Source organism: Rhizobium fabae, from assembly GCF_003985135.1.
Classification (GTDB): Bacteria; Pseudomonadota; Alphaproteobacteria; order Rhizobiales; family Rhizobiaceae; genus Rhizobium; species Rhizobium pisi.
The window spans coordinates 342,780-358,225 of record NZ_ML133645.1 but is presented as its reverse complement, the minus strand read 5'-3'; the positions used below and the strand labels follow the sequence as shown (position 1 = coordinate 358,225).

Sequence of the window (15,446 nt, the reverse complement as noted above, 5' to 3'; positions counted from 1 at the left end):
GTGGTAGACGCTACCGCCCGGGAGGAGTGCCGATGGCCCAGAATATCTACGACCGGCCGGATTTCTTTGCCGGATACAGCGACCTCAGCCGTTCCGTCCGCGGGCTCGACGGAGCGTCCGAATGGCCGGCGGTGCGCGCGCTTCTGCCCGATCTTGCCGGCAAACGCATCGTCGATCTCGGCTGCGGCTTCGGCTGGTTTTCGCGTTTCGCCGTGAGCCAGGGCGCCAAAAGCGTGCTGGCGCTCGACATCTCGGAAAACATGATCGCGAGAGCTAGGGCCGATACGGCTGAAGCGGCGATTACTTACGAGATCGCCGATCTCGAGCATCTCGAATTGGCTGGAGCCTCCTTCGATTTCGCCTACAGCTCGCTGGCGCTGCATTATATCGAGGATTTCGCCGGTCTTGTCGCCACCGTGCATCAGGCGCTTTTGCCGGGCTCGCACTTCCTCTTCACCATCGAGCATCCGATCTTCATGGCGCCGACCAGGCCGGATTGGACAACCGATGCCGAGGGGCGGCGCATCTGGCCGCTCGACCGCTATTCCGTCGAAGGTGCGCGCACGACCGATTGGCTCGCGAGCGGCGTCGTCAAGCAGCACCGCAAACTCGCCACGACGCTCAACACCTTGATCGCGGCCGGTTTTTCCATCCGCCATGTCGAGGAGTGGAGCCCGAACGATGAGGAATTGCGGGATAATCCCGATTGGGCCAGGGAAATGGACCGGCCGATGTTCCTGCTGATTTCCACCCAGCGCTGAAAGAAGACAAGCCGGCGGCGATATGCTAACCCGGAGGCTATAAAATGTCAGGAAGGGCCGTCCATGACCTCGCAATTTCTCTCCCATCTCCGATCCGAGATTTCCGCGCTGAAGGATGCCGGCCTCTACAAATCCGAGCGGGTCATCACCTCCAAGCAGGCGGGCGAGATCGGCATTTCCACCGGCGAGCGGGTGCTGAATTTCTGCGCCAACAACTATCTCGGCCTTGCTGACAACGAGGAGCTGGCCGAGGCCGGCAAGCAGGCGCTCGATCGCTACGGCTACGGCATGGCTTCGGTGCGCTTCATCTGCGGCACGCAGGAGGAGCATAAGCAGCTTGAAGCGCGCATCTCCTCCTTCCTCGGCATGGAAGACACGATCCTCTATTCCTCCTGCTTCGATGCCAATGGTGGTTTGTTCGAGACGCTGCTGTCGGAAGAGGACGCGATCATCTCGGATGCGCTGAACCACGCCTCGATCATCGATGGGGTCAGGCTTTCGAAGGCCAAGCGTTTCCGCTACGCCAACAACGACATGGCGGCGCTCGAAGAAGAATTGAAGAAGGCCGAAGGCAGCCGCTTCAAGCTGATTGCCACCGATGGCGTCTTTTCGATGGACGGCATCATCGCCAATCTCGGCGGCGTCTGCGATCTCGCCGAAAAATACGGCGCGATGGTCATGGTCGATGACAGCCATGCGGTCGGTTTCGTCGGCAAGAACGGCCGCGGCTCCCCGGAATATTGCGGCGTCGAAGGGCGGATCGACATCATCACCGGCACGCTCGGCAAGGCGCTCGGCGGCGCTTCCGGCGGCTATACCTCTGCAAAGGCCGAGATCGTCGAATGGCTGCGGCAGCGCTCGCGGCCCTATCTGTTCTCGAACACGCTGGCGCCTGTCATTGCCGCCGCTTCGCTCAAGGTGTTCGACCTGATCGAAAATGGCGATGCCTTGCGGCAGCGGCTTTCGGACAATGCTGATCTCTTCCGCAGAGAGATGACCAAGCTCGGCTTCATACTTGCCGGCGAGGGCCATCCGATCATTCCCGTCATGCTTGGCGATGCCAAACTCGCGCAGGACATGGCGAGCCTGATGCTGAGGAAGGGGATCTATGTGATCGGTTTCTCCTTCCCCGTCGTGCCGAAAGGGCAGGCCCGCATCCGCACGCAGATGTCGGCGGCGCATTCGCGGGCGGATGTGGAACGGGCCATTGCGGGTTTTGCCGAGGCAGGGCGGGAATTGGGTGTGATTTGAGAATGGGCGTTGCTGCCCCTCACCCTAACCCTCTCCCCGCCAGCGGGGAGAGGGGACGTGCCCAACGGGCCGCTTTGAGTAAGCGGAAACGGTGCGGCATATCCCTTCGCCCCGCTTGCGGGGAGCAGGTGCCAGCAGGCGGATGAGGGGCGGCGACAGATACGGGGTCAAGGAATACAGAAATGTCGAACATGATGAAGGCGCTGGTCAAGACGAAGCCGGAAGTCGGGCTCTGGATGGAGAACGTGCCGGTGCCGGAGGTGGGGCCGAACGATGTGCTGATCCGGGTTAGGAAATCGGCGATCTGCGGCACCGACGTGCATATCTGGAACTGGGACCAGTGGGCGCAGAAGACCATTCCGGTGCCGATGGTCGTCGGCCATGAATTCTCAGGCGAGATCGCCGAGATCGGATCGGCGGTCACCCGCTATCATGTCGGTGAGCGGGTTTCCGGCGAGGGGCATATCGTCTGCGGCAAGTGCCGCAACTGCCGGGCGGGCAGGGGGCATCTCTGCCGCAATACGCTTGGCGTGGGCGTCAATCGGCCGGGTTCCTTCGGTGAATTCGTCTGCATTCCCGAAAGCAATGTGGTGCCGATCCCGGACGATATTTCAGACGAGATTGCCGCGATCTTCGATCCGTTCGGCAATGCGGTGCACACCGCACTCTCCTTCGATCTGGTCGGCGAGGACGTGCTCGTTACCGGCGCCGGGCCGATCGGCATCATGGGAGCGCTCGTCGCCAAGCGGTCCGGCGCCCGCAAGGTCGTCATCACCGATATCAATCCACACCGGCTGGAACTGGCGCGCAAGCTCGGCATCGATCATGTGGTCGATGCCTCCAAGGAAAACCTTGCCGATGTGATGAAGGCAATCGGCATGACCGAAGGTTTCGACGTCGGGCTCGAAATGTCGGGTGCGGCACCCGCATTCCGCGACATGATCGACAAGATGAACAATGGCGGCAAGATCGCCATTCTCGGCATTGCGCCGGCCGGTTTCGAGATCGACTGGAACAAGGTGATCTTCAAGATGCTCAATCTCAAGGGCATCTACGGCCGCGAGATGTTCGAGACCTGGTACAAGATGATCGCCTTCGTCCAGGGCGGCCTCGATCTCGCGCCGGTCATTACGCACCGCATCAAGATCGACGAATTCCGCGACGGCTTCGAGGCGATGCGGTCGGGCAACTCAGGCAAAGTCGTCATGGACTGGATGTGAGGAAAGAACGACATGCTCTATGAAGGAAGCTGCCATTGCGGCAACATTGCTTTCGAGGTCGAAGGGGAATTCACCGAGGCGCTCGACTGCAACTGTTCGATCTGCCGCCGGCGGGGCGGGCTTCTGGCTTTCGCACCGCGCGAGAAGCTGGTGCTGAAGACGCCCGAAGACAATATCTCGACCTATACTTTCAACAGGCATGTCATCCAGCATCACTTCTGCGCAAATTGCGGCATCGCGCCGTTCGGCGAGGGTGTTGGCCCGAACGGCGCGGCGATGGCTGCGATCAATCTGCGCTGCATTCCCGCGATCGATCTCGGCACGCTGACGGTGAAGGTCTATGACGGCGCGGCGCTTTAGCCAATATTTGCCCGAGAGAGGTGAATATACCGCCGGCACAACTGCAAAACGACCGAAACAATTGGCGGCGGCGGCGCAAAATCTTTGCCGCCCTTGTCTTTTGTTCGTCGCCTCTTAAATAAGGTTCGCAATCGCAGCCGCGGTTCAAAGCCTGTGGATAAGGCTTTTTCCGATTTTTCGTGGGCTTTTTTTCTGGAAAAGCTTGACGAGAACAAAAAATGTGGGAATCACCGTTCGACTTGTTGAAACGGTGAACTGGGTCAAGGCGGATCGCGCAACCGTGGCCGGAAATCCTAAAGCAAGAAAGCTTTGCTGTCCGGTGCCGGCTATCGTGGTTAATCAGGCTTTAAATGTCATCCCGTTAGGTGGGCAAAGGTGATTCTGGGCGGCGCGTGCGATGCGTCAGGCCCTGAGACGGCCCATTCACCGTAGCGAGATTGGATAGCGTCAGGAAGGCGACGATATAAATGGCAACCAAGGTCAAAGAGAACGAAGACGCGGAAGTCGAACGCGACGGCGCAAGCGACGGCCCTCTTCTCGATCTTTCCGACGACGCGGTCAAGAAGATGATCAAGGCCGCCAAGAAGCGCGGCTACGTGACGATGGACGAGCTCAATGCCGTCCTGCCGTCCGAGGAAGTGACGTCCGAGCAGATCGAAGACACGATGTCGATGCTGTCGGACATGGGCATCAACGTCATCGAAGACGAGGAAGCCGAGGAAGCCGGCGCCCAGGGCGGCGATGACGACGACGCCGGCGGTGATGAGGAGAGCGAGGGCGGCGAACTCGCGCCTTCGAGCGGCACCGCGCTTGCGACCGCCAAGAAGAAAGAACCGACCGATCGTACCGACGATCCGGTTCGCATGTACCTGCGCGAGATGGGCTCGGTGGAGCTTCTCTCCCGCGAGGGCGAAATCGCGATCGCCAAGCGCATCGAGGCCGGCCGCGAAACGATGATCGCAGGCCTCTGCGAGAGCCCGCTGACGTTCCAGGCGCTGATCATCTGGCGCGATGAACTCAACGAAGGCACGACACTGCTGCGCGAGATCATCGATCTCGAAACGACCTATTCGGGTCCTGAAGCCAAGGCTGCGCCGCAGTTCCAGAGCCCCGAGAAGATCGAGGCCGACCGCAAGGCGGCGGAAGAGAAGGAAAAGACCCGGCGCGCCCGCTCCGGCGACGACGACATCACCGATGTCGGCGGCGAAAGCATGCCTCCCGAGGAGGAGGAAGAGGACGAGGACGAATCCAACCTTTCGCTGGCGGCAATGGAAGCCGAGCTTCGCCCGCAGGTGATGGAGACGCTGGATACGATCGCCGAGACCTACAAGAAGCTGCGCAAGCTGCAGGACCAACAGGTCGAGCAGCGCCTGTCGGCATCCGGCACGCTGTCGACCGCCCAGGAGCGCCGCTACAAGGAACTCAAGGATGAGCTCATCAAGGCCGTCAAGTCTCTGTCCTTGAACCAGAACCGCATCGACGCCCTGGTCGAGCAGCTTTACGATATCAACAAGCGCCTCGTTTCCAACGAGGGCCGCCTGCTGCGTCTGGCCGAATCCTATGGCGTGAAGCGTGACTCGTTCCTGGAACAGTACCAGGGCGCCGAGCTCGATCCGAACTGGATGAAGTCGATCGGCAATCTGGCCGCTCGCGGCTGGAAGGAATTCGCCAAGGGCGAAAACACGACGATCCGCGACATCCGCCAGGAGATCCAGAATCTCGCGACCGAAACCGGTATTTCGATCTCGGAATTCCGCCGCATCGTGCACATGGTGCAGAAGGGCGAGCGCGAAGCACGCATCGCCAAGAAGGAAATGGTCGAGGCGAACCTTCGCCTCGTCATCTCAATCGCCAAGAAGTACACGAACCGCGGCCTGCAGTTCCTCGACCTTATTCAGGAAGGCAATATCGGCCTGATGAAGGCGGTCGACAAGTTCGAATACCGTCGCGGCTACAAGTTCTCGACCTATGCGACGTGGTGGATCCGTCAGGCGATCACCCGCTCGATCGCCGACCAGGCCCGCACGATCCGCATTCCGGTGCATATGATCGAGACGATCAACAAGATCGTCCGCACATCGCGCCAGATGCTGCACGAGATCGGCCGCGAGCCGACCCCGGAAGAATTGGCCGAAAAGCTCGCCATGCCGCTCGAAAAGGTCCGCAAGGTCCTGAAGATCGCCAAGGAGCCGATCTCGCTCGAAACCCCCGTGGGCGACGAAGAGGATTCGCATCTCGGCGATTTCATCGAGGACAAGAACGCGCTGCTGCCGATCGACGCCGCCATCCAGGCGAACCTGCGCGAGACGACGACCCGCGTTCTGGCCTCGCTGACGCCGCGTGAAGAACGTGTCCTGCGCATGCGCTTCGGCATCGGCATGAACACCGACCATACGCTCGAAGAAGTCGGCCAGCAGTTCTCGGTCACCCGCGAACGTATCCGCCAGATCGAAGCGAAGGCGCTACGCAAGCTCAAGCATCCGAGCCGCTCCAGAAAGCTGCGCTCGTTCCTCGACAGCTAAGGGGCGATACGACCTCTACGATTGCGAAAGCCGGGCTTCATGTCCGGCTTTTTGCTTTTCGTCTTTGCGCCACTGCCGCACACTTTTGGGCGACACGCCTAATACCAATGATCCCGGCGGTTTTCTTGTCGCTCGGTGGTGACAAGATTATAGTCCGGCCACGGGGGAAGAAATCGATCGCGATGCGCGAGCGAGGACCGACGCATGCCCGTGTCGGGCAAATCCTCCGGTGGGAGGTACGAAATGACCACTTACATCGTGTTGATCAACTGGACGGACCAGGGTGTGCGCAACGTGCGCGACTCGTCAAAACGGCTGGATGCGGCGAAGAAACTGCTCGGCGACATGGGCGGCTCCTTCAACCAGTTCTTTCTGACGATGGGCGGCCACGACATGGTGGCTGTCTGCGAAGCGCCTGATGATGCCGTCATGGCGCGGTTTGGCCTCTCGCTGGCGATGGGCGGCAATGTCCGCACCCAGACACTGAAGGCATTCCCGGAAGCCGCCTATCGAGAGATCATCGGCTCGCTTGGTTGATCGCGACAAAGGACCGCTATCGGCGATCATAAGCGTTGCGCAACTCGCGTCAGACTGGCACTGTCGCCCTGTCCTTAATTTCTCGTGGCGTATCGGCAGGGCTCTTGATGAAAGCGTTCCCGGGTTTCATGGCCGCCTTCAATTGTCCGACAGTTGCTTCCTGAGCGATGGCACTGGTGTGGGAAAATCGGGATGAAGGCATCGAACGGGGCGCTTTCGCCTCGTTCGCGCTGCATGCCGTCATGCTTGCGCTGTTGCTCCTGCTGCTTCCGAGGCCTGAGCCGCCGGCACCGTTGCCGGAAGATGGCATCACGGTCGATATCGTTCCCGAGGTGGCCAAACCTTCCACGATAGCACAGCCGGTCGCGACGCCTGCACCCATTGCGACAAAGCCGGATGCGAGTGTGTCGGCGCAGGAGATCCCTCCGCCGCATCAGGAGAAGGCGCCGGCAGCCTCGACGTCGCCTGAAGTGGCTTCCGCCCCTCCGGCGCTGCCAAAGCCCGATACATTTGTTGAGGCGGGCCAACTGTTTTCGGAGACGGTGTTATCAGATCCGCGCAGCCGGCGCGCCCGCGAAGCGTTGCGTGGCCTTGCCGGCGGCGAGCGCAATTTGCAGCTTTGTGACCTGGAGGCGATGGAGCAGGTCCGCCGAGCGCGGCAAGACATGCGTCCGGACGCGCTTGCGCCCTATGCAATGGCGGCAGAGAAGGTCAGCGGCAACAGCGTCGAGGTGAGGGGCGGCGCCATCAGGACCGAGAAGGCGTGGTACAATATCCAGTTCAGGTGCGAACTCGATGCCCGCTCCGGCAAGGTCGCTTCCTTCGCCTTTCTCATCGGCAGCGCTATCCCGAAGGACGAATGGCAGGCGCATGATCTGGTGGCCGACGACGGGCCTGCCGACCAATGAACCCCATGGTTGCTGCGATCACAAGGTTTTTTACTTTTTTGGCTTGATGCTGCCGGTTTTAGAGGCCACATCGCTGCTGTGACAGACGAAGTGGTACAAACGGAAGAGCATCACGAAGCGGGAAACCGGCGGCCTGAAATCCGCTGGGGCGTCGTCGCGTCGGTTGTCGCGCATATTCCTATCGTCGCCCTTCTTATTCTCGGGCTGCCGAAGATCCAGCCAAAGCCCGCTGAAGACGAGAGCGTGAAGGTGGAACTCGTTCCGCCGCCGGAGGAGAAAAAGCCGGAGGAGAAGAAGCCTGAGGAGAAGAAGCCCGAGGTAAAGCTGCCGGAGCCAAAACCACCGGAAGAGGCAAAGAAACAACCACCTCCGCCCCCACCGCCGCCACCGCCACCGCCACCGCCACCGGCGACTGAAGATAAGTCTTCTGCGCAAGCCAAGTCCGCGCCCATGCCAAGTCTGGCTCCCGTCTTCGAGTTTGGTGAGAGGGACAGCGGACGTGAAAAAACGACGGTGGGGAATTCTTCCGAAGGCGACGTAAAGTCTGCGACGACAGCACCCCAGCACGGCGCAAAGCCGGAACAGGCGCCTGCGGAGGCTTCCGCAGAAAAGCCACCGGCTGAGACGCCGCCGGCAAAGCCGGTTCCAGATGACGTGCAACTCCCCGAGGTTGCGACGACCGATGTTTCTTCCGAACACAACGCGCCGCTTGCAGAAGCGACTGGTGAAGCAAAGACCGATATCGAGATCGCCAAGCCACCGGAGCAGAAGCCGCCTAAACCGCCGAAGGCGGATACTGCAAAGGACGATCTGCCCAAAGCGAAGACACTATTTTCGCAGGCGGACGACGACGATCCGGTGGCGAGAATGGCGATGAATGGTATGTCGCGCGGCAAACGCGTCGCCCAGCTTTGCGGCAACGAGCTCCAGCAACAGCTTATTCACGATTCGCCCAGCTTTCAGCCGATTATCGTGCCTACTTTCGGGCTATCGAGCGGCACAGTTCTCGATATCAAAAGTGCCGCTTTCCGCACCGCTAAAGGCTGGTACCAAATTCGTTTCCGTTGCGAGGTTGATGAGGATGCCACGAAAGTCGTTTCGTTTGGCCATGAGGCTGGCGGGTTAATCCCTCGCAACCAGTACGCAACCTACAGCATTCGTGAGTAGCTAATGCAATCCGCGACCGCATCTCACCGGAACCAGCTAGGCGCAAGGAAGCGCTCCTATCGTTTCCCCATGGCCGTGATGGTTACGGTGAAGAAGGGACAATGACATGTCGAACGAGATCGAGCGGTTCTTGGAGCGTCAGGACGAAGCCGTGAGCGCGCTGTTCCTGGAAAACAAGGGCGAGGAACTGACCGATATTCTGGTGGCGGCACTGGAAGAAGCTTTCGAGATCCTTCTCGAAGCAGCACCCGCCGAAACGTTTCATTGATAGTTTCCGATAAATTGCCTGCTGGCCCGCTGACGGCATGCCTGTCCGGTTATCGGATGGAGCAGGATGCGCTCGGCCGATCGGCGGCAAGCGTCTTCCGCCTCGAAGGCGAGGGCCTGCCGGCGCTCTTCTGAAGGTCGAGGAGGTGGCTCCGTTCGGCGAGCTCGGCGACGAAGCGGCCCGGCTCGGCTGGCTCAAGGCCGCCGGCCTGCCATGCCCCGATGTGATCGCGCGGGAAAGCGACGGCGAGCACAACTGGCTGCTGATCAGTGCGCTGCCGGGGAGCGACCTTGCCAGCGCGTCGGCGCTGACGCCGCTTGTGCGCGTCGAGCTGCTGGCGGCAGCACTTATCGACCTCCACCGCCTGCCGATCGCCTCCTGCCCCTTCGATCATCGCCGGGAAAAGCGCTTGCCGATCGCCAAGGCGCACATGGAGGCGGGGATCGTCGATGAGGAGGATTTCGATGCGGCCAGGCTTGGGAAGAGCGCTGCCGAACTCTTCGCCGAACTCGAGAGCCTGAAGCCGGGCGACGAGGATCTCGTCGTTTCGCATGGCGATGCCTGCTTGCCGAATTTCATCGCTTCCGACGGCCGGTTCGCCGGCTATATCGATTGCAGCCGTCTCGGTGTCGCCGACCGCTATCAGGACATCGCGCTCGCCTGCCGCAGCATCGCCGATAATTTTGGCGCGGCGCTGGTGCCGCCCTTTCTCGCTCGCTACGGCATGTCGGCTCCCGATCCGGCAAGGCTCTACTACTATCAACTGCTCGATGAGTTCTTCTGAGAGTGCTTCTGTAGGTGCCGGAACAGCGACGGTTGCGTCCTATTCGCCCGGCTGGCAAAGTGGCCGGCGATCGGACCTGCGGACAGACGATGGCGAAAAACCAGTTCAGGATGCTGCGCTCGGCGCTGAGAGGCGTCGAAGCCGTGGAAGCGGAAACGCATCACAGCTTCGCGCGCCACACGCATGAGCAGTTCGGCATTGGCCTCATCTTTGCAGGCGCGCAGAGATCGCTGAGCGGGCGCGGCATGGTGGAGGCCGAGGCCGGCGAGATCATCACGGTCAATCCGAACGAGGTGCATGACGGTGCGCCGATCGGCGAGGGGCGATCCTGGCGCATCCTCTATTTCGATCCTGCCATCGTTACCGATCTCCAGCGCGAGATCGGCGAAGGCGGGGCAGGGCGGTCGGAAATCCCGCACCCCGTCATCCGCAACCCTGAGATCGCCGTTCGCTTCGAAACGCTGTTTCGCGTGGTGACCGGTGGGGTGGCTGATGCATTGCCGCATGAGGAACTGCTTTTGCAGCTCGTCGCCGATGTCATGCGGGAACGCGCCGAGCAAGAGGATCGGACGGCGGCGCCGGCATCCATCCGCGCCGCGCGGGATCTGATCGACAGCGACCCGCTTGCGGTCGTCTCGCTTGCCGATCTCTCCAGGGAAAGCGGGCTGAGCCGTTTCCAGGTGCTGCGCGGTTTTGCCAAGGCGACCGGCCTGACGCCGCATGCCTATCTCGTGCAGGCCCGCATCCATATCGCCCGGCGGCTGATCGCTCAGGGCATGCCACTTGCGGAAGCGGCCTTTGCCAGCGGTTTTGCCGACCAGAGTCATATGACGCGCGTCTTCACGCGCAAATACGGACTGTCGCCGCGCCTCTATGCCAGCGCCTTTCTCTGAACAACGGCACGGCGCCTGCAATTTCGTTCAAGACCACTGACCGGCTCCTGCTGTTTCCTCGGCGCTTCCAACAGGAGAGACGGAATGTCGAGACAGGTTCAAGGGTATCTCTATCTGGCGCTGGCCATGCTGACTGTGGGAAGCACGGTTATTGCGAGCAAGCTCATCGCCTCGGGCCTGCCACCGTTTACGGCAACCGCTCTGCGCTTCGCTCTCGCTTTTCCCGTCTTTCTCGCGCTGATGCGGGCGACCGGCGCGCGGCTGCCGAAGCTTTCGCGGAATGATCGCCTCATTCTCGTCATTCAGGCCGGTGCAGGCAGCGTCGGCTATACGACGCTGCTGATCTCCGGCCTCAGCCTGACCTCGGCGGCCGACGCCGGCGTCATTATCGGCACGCTGCCGGTGGTGTCGGCTGCAATTTCCATCCTGCTGCTTCGCGAACGGCCGCAGCGCGCCTTGCTTTTTGCAATAGGCTTTGCGACGGCGGGTGTGCTTTCGATCGCCTTCACGCCGAATGCGGCCGGCGGGTCGCTCTTCGGCAATGCGCTGATCTTCCTGGCGGTTGTCTGCGAGGGAATGTTCATCCTCTTGAACAAGCGGCTAAAGACGGAGATCCCGCCGCTTTGCCAATCGACCCTGATGACCGGCATCGGCCTGGTCGTCTCCGTCATCCCGGTCGTTTTCGAGGCGCCTTTCGCACATGATGTTTCCGCAAGCGCCATTGCTGCCGTCGTCTATTATGCGCTGGTGCCGACGGTCGGCGGGTTCCTGCTCTGGTATGCGGGCGCGGAGCGGGTGAGCGGAACGGAAGCGTCGCTTTTCACCGCACTTGCCCCGGTTTGCGCCGTCGTGCTCGCCTTCGTCATCCTTGGCGAGCCTGTCGGGCTCAACCAGATCGCCGGCATTGCCTGCGTGCTGGCAGCCGTGTTCGGGCTTGCCTTGGCCGGGAGCCGTGCCGCAACAAAGATCGCCGAAGGGAGATAGGCCATGCAGTTCAGCCATTCCGATGCCATGTGGCAGACCTTTCCGGAGCTTCGCGCTGGCGGGCTCCATGCCGAAGGCATCCATGCGGCGGCAGACGTCGAGGCATCGGTCGTAAGCTTCAGCTCGACTGCCGCGGCCCGGCTCGCCGAAGCGCCGGAAGGCGAATTCCCCGAGATCCAGGCCTGGCGGCGCGGCTTTTCCCGCATGGGGCTGAAGCCGACGCAATATCGCTGCGCGTCCGAAGCGCTGCTGCGCCGCTTCCGCCAGGAACAGGCGCTGCCGCGCCTGCATCCGCTCGTCGATCTCTGCAATGCGATTTCGCTCGCCTTCGCCATTCCGATCGCCGTCTTCGACACGGAAAAGATTGCGGGCGATCTCGAGGTGCGCCGGGCTGTTGGTGACGAGAACTATCTTACCTTCGGCGGCGAGAACGAGCATCCCGAACTGGGCGAGGTGATCTTCGCAGATGGCGAGGGGAGAGCGCATGCGCGGCGCTGGACGAACCGGCAGAGCGGGCTTTCGGCGGTGCGGGAGACGACGCGTTCTGTGCTGATCGTCGCCGAGGCCCTGCATGCTTCCGCCAGCGAGGATGTCGGCAGGCTGGTCGCGACCGTCGCCGATGCGCTCGCGCAACACTGGCCGGTCGCACCAAAGACGGCGATGCTCACTTCGGTTTCGCCGCGTTTCGAATTCCAGGCCTGAGGGGACTTGGGCCGGGGGCATGGCCGCCCTATGTCAGTGAGATTGATATCTTCTGGAGAAGAATCCATGTCGGATAAGTCATTCAAGATCCCGGGGCCGGATCATCCGATTTCCATCGAGCACAATCCCTCCCGCGTCGTCGTCACCGTTGCAGGCAAAACGATTGCCGATAGCCACAATGCGCTGACGCTGCGCGAGGCCTCCTATCCGCCGGTGCAGTATATTCCACGCAGGGACGTTGATATGTCGCTGCTTCAGCGCACCGACCACGGCAGCCATTGTCCCTATAAGGGCGATGCGTCCTATTACAGCATCATCCCGGGCGGCGAGCGTTCGAAGAATGCCGTCTGGACCTATGAGGCGCCGAATGCAGCCGTCAGCAGCATCAAGGAGCATCTCGCCTTCTATCCCGACCGCGTCGACGGCATCGAGGAAATGGCTTCGCCGGAGGCCGGCACCTTCTGATGAGCACAATTCGGTGACCGCCATTCATCGCGGTTGACAAACCGGTCGTTGCGGCAGAACACGGGCCGCATCTGCAAACTCTCATGAAGGCCGCGCGGCCGTATGGCCGGCCGACAATATTGCATGGACATATCCCAAAGCCCGGGGAGCGTTCTTCGCCATCCCGGCTATCTGAATTTCGCCGCTTCCCGCGTCTTTTCCTCGCTCTCCTTCCAGTCCGTCGCCATTGCCATGGGCTGGATGATCTACGACCAGACGCATAGTGCCCTTGCGCTCGGCCTCGTCGGCTTCTGCCAATTCCTGCCGATGGCGGTGCTGACCTTCGTCGTCGGCCATGTCGCCGACCGGTTCGACCGGCGGCGCATCGGCCTTGCCTGCCAGTTGATCGAGGCGGTGACGGCGCTGGTGCTGGCGGTCGCGACCTGGCAGCAATGGCTGACGCCGGCCGGCATCCTTGCCGCCGTGACCGTGCTCGGCGCGGTGGTCGCCTTCGAGCGGCCGACCATGGCGGCGCTGCTGCCGAACATCGTGCCCGCCTCGATGCTGCAGAAGGCGGTCGCCACCTCCACTTCGATGATGCAGACAGCACTGATCATCGGTCCCTCACTCGGCGGCCTGCTCTACGGCCTGAACCCTGTCGCGCCCTTTGCAATGGCCGCGGTGCTCTTTGCCGCGGCGAGTTTCAACGTCATCTCGATCCGCATGCAATGGAGCCCTGCCAAGCGCGAGCCGGTGACGCTGGCCTCGGTCTTTGCCGGCGTCTCCTTCATCCGCAGCCGGCCTGTCATGCTCGGTACGATTTCGCTCGATCTCTTTGCGGTGCTGCTCGGCGGCGCGACCGCGCTGCTGCCGATGTTTGCCAGGGATATCCTGCATGCCGGCCCCTGGGGGCTCGGTCTTCTGCGCGCCGCGCCGGCGATCGGCGCGCTCGCCATGTCGATCGTGCTTGCCCGCCGGCCGCTCGAGACCAATGTCGGGCGCAAGATGCTCGTCGCCGTTGCCGTATTCGGCGTTGCCACCATCGTCTTCTCGCTTTCCACCAATATCGCGCTTTCCGTCGCGGCACTGCTTGTCGTCGGCGCGTCGGATACGGTGAGCGTCGTCGTGCGCAGCTCGCTCGTGCAGCTTCTGACGCCGGATGAGATGCGCGGCCGCGTCAGCGCGGTCAACTCGCTGTTCATCGGCACCTCCAACCAGCTCGGCGAATTCGAATCCGGCATGATGGCTGCCGCCCTCGGGCCTGTTGCCACCGGCATCGTCGGCGGGCTCGGCACGATTGTCGTCGTCATGCTCTGGATGCGGCTCTTCCCGGATCTCACCAAGGTCAAGACGTTGCAGGGTTAAAGCACGATGCCGAAAAGCGTCAGCGGTTTTCGGGCGACATCATGCTCTACCCGGCATAGGCCTTGCCGAGTTCGGCGACGTCGATCTTGACCATCTGCATCATGGCGGCCTGGACACGCATCGCCTTCTCGGGATCCGGATCGCTGAAATAACGTATCAGCGCATCGGGAATGATCTGCCAGGAGAGGCCAAAGCGATCCTTCAGCCAGCCGCATTGCTGCGGCTTGCCGCCGTCGAGCAGCTTCTCCCAGTAGTGATCGACCTCGGCCTGGTCGTCGCAGCGCACGAAGAACGAGACCGCTTCGGTGAAGCTGAAATGCGGCCCGCCGTTCAGCCCCATGAACTCCTGGCCTTCAAGCGCGAAGGAGGCCGTAAAGGCCTTGCCGTCAGGGCCGCGCTGGATGTCGCTGACGCGGGCATTGCTGAAAATGGACGTGTAGAAGCCGATGGCCTCTTCGAGCTGATTGTCGAACCAGAGAAACGGCGTGATCTTCTGCATGCTGATATCCTCCCGTCAGCGGTGTTCGCAGCAAGGACGTATGACCGGGCGGGATGCCGACAAGGGGAAGACAGTTTTTTCGGTTGTGTGCCCGGTAAGCCTCGTTGAAATCGACGTTTGGCCCTATGAAGGGTCGGCGCGAAGCATTATCGAGTGGGGATTGCGTGACGAGACGTTCTTCAATTTGCGTGCTGGCGGGGTTTTTCGCATCGGTGCCGGCTATCGCCTTGGCTGAGTGGCAGGCTGTCGAAGAGGTGCGGCCCTATTCGATATCAGGCAAAACCGGGGCAGAGCTTTATGAATCGATCGGGGCGCGGGGGCCTGAGGTTGGCGGCACGGGCCGGACGATCGCGCATACGACGTTCAAGCTGACCTGGACCCGGAAATACGAACCGCAGGGCAATGCCTGCGTTATCGTGACCAACCGGCCGAAGCTCGTCATCACCTATACGCTGCCGAAACCGTCGGCTGAGCTGCCGGCTGCCGTCAAGAGCAGCTGGGAGGGCTTCATTTCAGGTGTGCAGGCTCATGAGCGGGTGCATGGAGAGACCATCAAGGACATGGTCAAGGAGATCGAGGCGACGAGCATCGGCCTGACCGTTGCCGATGACCCAGGCTGCAAGAAGATCAGGATCGAACTGACCCGGCGCCTTGGCGAGATCTCCCAGAGGCAACGCCAGCGCGGCCGCGACTTCGACAAGATCGAACTCGGCGACGGCGGCAATATCCGCCAGCTCATCCTCAAGCTGGTCAATGGGCCCTGATCGGGCCGAGCGCGCTA

17 protein-coding genes and 1 pseudogene are annotated in these 15,446 nt (G+C 61.7%); 17 read left to right on the top strand and 1 reads right to left on the bottom strand.

Annotation, left to right across the window (positions count from 1 at the left end):
* Positions 1-32 precede the first annotated feature (32 nt).
* The 15 genes and pseudogenes from EFB14_RS01855 (at position 33) to EFB14_RS01790 (ending at position 14,166) form a co-directional block, all read left to right on the top strand.
* Positions 33-761: a class I SAM-dependent methyltransferase gene (locus tag EFB14_RS01855; protein WP_126822207.1), complete on the top strand. Its 729-nt coding sequence runs from the start codon at positions 33-35 to the stop codon at positions 759-761.
* A 63-nt stretch (positions 762-824) separates the two neighbouring features.
* On the top strand, positions 825-2,012 hold the full coding sequence (locus EFB14_RS01850) for a glycine C-acetyltransferase (RefSeq protein WP_126822205.1): 1,188 nt from the start codon (positions 825-827) through the stop codon (positions 2,010-2,012).
* A gap of 182 nt (positions 2,013-2,194) precedes the next feature.
* The gene (gene tdh / locus EFB14_RS01845) at positions 2,195-3,232 is read left to right on the top strand and encodes an L-threonine 3-dehydrogenase (RefSeq protein WP_126822202.1); all 1,038 of its coding nucleotides are present in this window, start codon (positions 2,195-2,197) and stop codon (positions 3,230-3,232) included.
* Between the two features lie 12 nt (positions 3,233-3,244).
* Positions 3,245-3,592: a GFA family protein gene (locus tag EFB14_RS01840; protein WP_126822200.1), complete on the top strand. Its 348-nt coding sequence runs from the start codon at positions 3,245-3,247 to the stop codon at positions 3,590-3,592.
* 467 nt (positions 3,593-4,059) lie between these two features.
* Positions 4,060-6,114: an RNA polymerase sigma factor RpoD gene (gene rpoD, locus EFB14_RS01835; protein ID WP_125843478.1), complete on the top strand. Its 2,055-nt coding sequence runs from the start codon at positions 4,060-4,062 to the stop codon at positions 6,112-6,114.
* Positions 6,115-6,357: 243 nt separating this feature from the next.
* Complete coding sequence (locus EFB14_RS01830) at positions 6,358-6,651, top strand: GYD domain-containing protein (protein ID WP_018242976.1); 294 nt, start codon at positions 6,358-6,360, stop codon at positions 6,649-6,651.
* 167 nt (positions 6,652-6,818) lie between these two features.
* Positions 6,819-7,559: a DUF930 domain-containing protein gene (locus EFB14_RS01825; RefSeq protein WP_126822198.1), complete on the top strand. Its 741-nt coding sequence runs from the start codon at positions 6,819-6,821 to the stop codon at positions 7,557-7,559.
* 78 nt (positions 7,560-7,637) lie between these two features.
* Entirely contained in the window at positions 7,638-8,726 is a 1,089-nt protein-coding gene (locus EFB14_RS01820; RefSeq protein WP_126822608.1) for a DUF930 domain-containing protein, read from the top strand.
* Between the two features lie 106 nt (positions 8,727-8,832).
* Positions 8,833-8,994: a hypothetical protein gene (locus EFB14_RS32780; RefSeq protein ID WP_164737478.1), complete on the top strand. Its 162-nt coding sequence runs from the start codon at positions 8,833-8,835 to the stop codon at positions 8,992-8,994.
* Positions 8,991-9,778: pseudogene (locus EFB14_RS01815) on the top strand (APH(3') family aminoglycoside O-phosphotransferase). Before EFB14_RS32780 ends, EFB14_RS01815 begins: the two are co-directional and overlap by 4 nt.
* A gap of 89 nt (positions 9,779-9,867) precedes the next feature.
* The gene (locus EFB14_RS01810; protein ID WP_126822196.1) at positions 9,868-10,671 is read left to right on the top strand and encodes an AraC family transcriptional regulator; all 804 of its coding nucleotides are present in this window, start codon (positions 9,868-9,870) and stop codon (positions 10,669-10,671) included.
* An 84-nt stretch (positions 10,672-10,755) separates the two neighbouring features.
* Positions 10,756-11,655: a DMT family transporter gene (locus EFB14_RS01805; RefSeq protein WP_126822194.1), complete on the top strand. Its 900-nt coding sequence runs from the start codon at positions 10,756-10,758 to the stop codon at positions 11,653-11,655.
* Positions 11,656-11,658: 3 nt separating this feature from the next.
* Positions 11,659-12,357 carry a B3/B4 domain-containing protein gene (locus tag EFB14_RS01800; protein WP_126822192.1) on the top strand — a complete coding sequence of 233 codons (699 nt, stop codon included), beginning with the start codon at positions 11,659-11,661 and terminating at the stop codon, positions 12,355-12,357.
* A gap of 66 nt (positions 12,358-12,423) precedes the next feature.
* Positions 12,424-12,822, top strand: coding sequence for a DUF427 domain-containing protein (locus EFB14_RS01795; protein ID WP_126822190.1), 399 nt, complete (start codon positions 12,424-12,426; stop codon positions 12,820-12,822).
* Between the two features lie 123 nt (positions 12,823-12,945).
* The gene (locus EFB14_RS01790; RefSeq protein WP_126822188.1) at positions 12,946-14,166 is read left to right on the top strand and encodes an MFS transporter; all 1,221 of its coding nucleotides are present in this window, start codon (positions 12,946-12,948) and stop codon (positions 14,164-14,166) included.
* 46 nt (positions 14,167-14,212) lie between these two features.
* On the opposite strand, the gene EFB14_RS01785 is transcribed toward EFB14_RS01790, so the two are convergent.
* Positions 14,213-14,665: a VOC family protein gene (locus EFB14_RS01785; protein ID WP_126822186.1), complete on the bottom strand. Its 453-nt coding sequence runs from the start codon at positions 14,663-14,665 to the stop codon at positions 14,213-14,215.
* A gap of 40 nt (positions 14,666-14,705) precedes the next feature.
* On the opposite strand from EFB14_RS01785, the gene EFB14_RS32775 reads away from it, so the two are divergent.
* On the top strand, positions 14,706-14,900 hold the full coding sequence (locus tag EFB14_RS32775) for a hypothetical protein (RefSeq protein WP_164737474.1): 195 nt from the start codon (positions 14,706-14,708) through the stop codon (positions 14,898-14,900).
* Positions 14,830-15,429 (top strand): DUF922 domain-containing Zn-dependent protease, encoded by a 600-nt coding sequence (locus EFB14_RS01780; protein ID WP_342635062.1) that lies wholly within the window; start codon positions 14,830-14,832, stop codon positions 15,427-15,429. The genes EFB14_RS32775 and EFB14_RS01780 overlap by 71 nt, the downstream gene beginning before the upstream one ends.
* The last annotated feature ends 17 nt before the right edge of the window (positions 15,430-15,446 follow it).

Bases quoted from the DNA above. Each gene is read 5' to 3' on its own strand.
- EFB14_RS01855 (WP_126822207.1), top strand. From the start codon at position 33: ATGGCCCAGAATATCTACGACCGGCCGGATTTCTTTGCCGGATACAGC.
- EFB14_RS01850 (WP_126822205.1), top strand. From the start codon at position 825: ATGACCTCGCAATTTCTCTCCCATCTCCGATCCGAGATTTCCGCGCTG.
- tdh (WP_126822202.1), top strand. From the start codon at position 2,195: ATGTCGAACATGATGAAGGCGCTGGTCAAGACGAAGCCGGAAGTCGGG.
- EFB14_RS01840 (WP_126822200.1), top strand. From the start codon at position 3,245: ATGCTCTATGAAGGAAGCTGCCATTGCGGCAACATTGCTTTCGAGGTC.
- rpoD (WP_125843478.1), top strand. From the start codon at position 4,060: ATGGCAACCAAGGTCAAAGAGAACGAAGACGCGGAAGTCGAACGCGAC.
- EFB14_RS01830 (WP_018242976.1), top strand. From the start codon at position 6,358: ATGACCACTTACATCGTGTTGATCAACTGGACGGACCAGGGTGTGCGC.
- EFB14_RS01825 (WP_126822198.1), top strand. From the start codon at position 6,819: ATGGCACTGGTGTGGGAAAATCGGGATGAAGGCATCGAACGGGGCGCT.
- EFB14_RS32780 (WP_164737478.1), top strand. From the start codon at position 8,833: ATGTCGAACGAGATCGAGCGGTTCTTGGAGCGTCAGGACGAAGCCGTG.
- EFB14_RS01810 (WP_126822196.1), top strand. From the start codon at position 9,868: ATGGCGAAAAACCAGTTCAGGATGCTGCGCTCGGCGCTGAGAGGCGTC.
- EFB14_RS01805 (WP_126822194.1), top strand. From the start codon at position 10,756: ATGTCGAGACAGGTTCAAGGGTATCTCTATCTGGCGCTGGCCATGCTG.
- EFB14_RS01800 (WP_126822192.1), top strand. From the start codon at position 11,659: ATGCAGTTCAGCCATTCCGATGCCATGTGGCAGACCTTTCCGGAGCTT.
- EFB14_RS01795 (WP_126822190.1), top strand. From the start codon at position 12,424: ATGTCGGATAAGTCATTCAAGATCCCGGGGCCGGATCATCCGATTTCC.
- EFB14_RS01790 (WP_126822188.1), top strand. From the start codon at position 12,946: ATGGACATATCCCAAAGCCCGGGGAGCGTTCTTCGCCATCCCGGCTAT.
- EFB14_RS01785 (WP_126822186.1), bottom strand. From the start codon at position 14,665: ATGCAGAAGATCACGCCGTTTCTCTGGTTCGACAATCAGCTCGAAGAG.
- EFB14_RS32775 (WP_164737474.1), top strand. From the start codon at position 14,706: ATGACCGGGCGGGATGCCGACAAGGGGAAGACAGTTTTTTCGGTTGTG.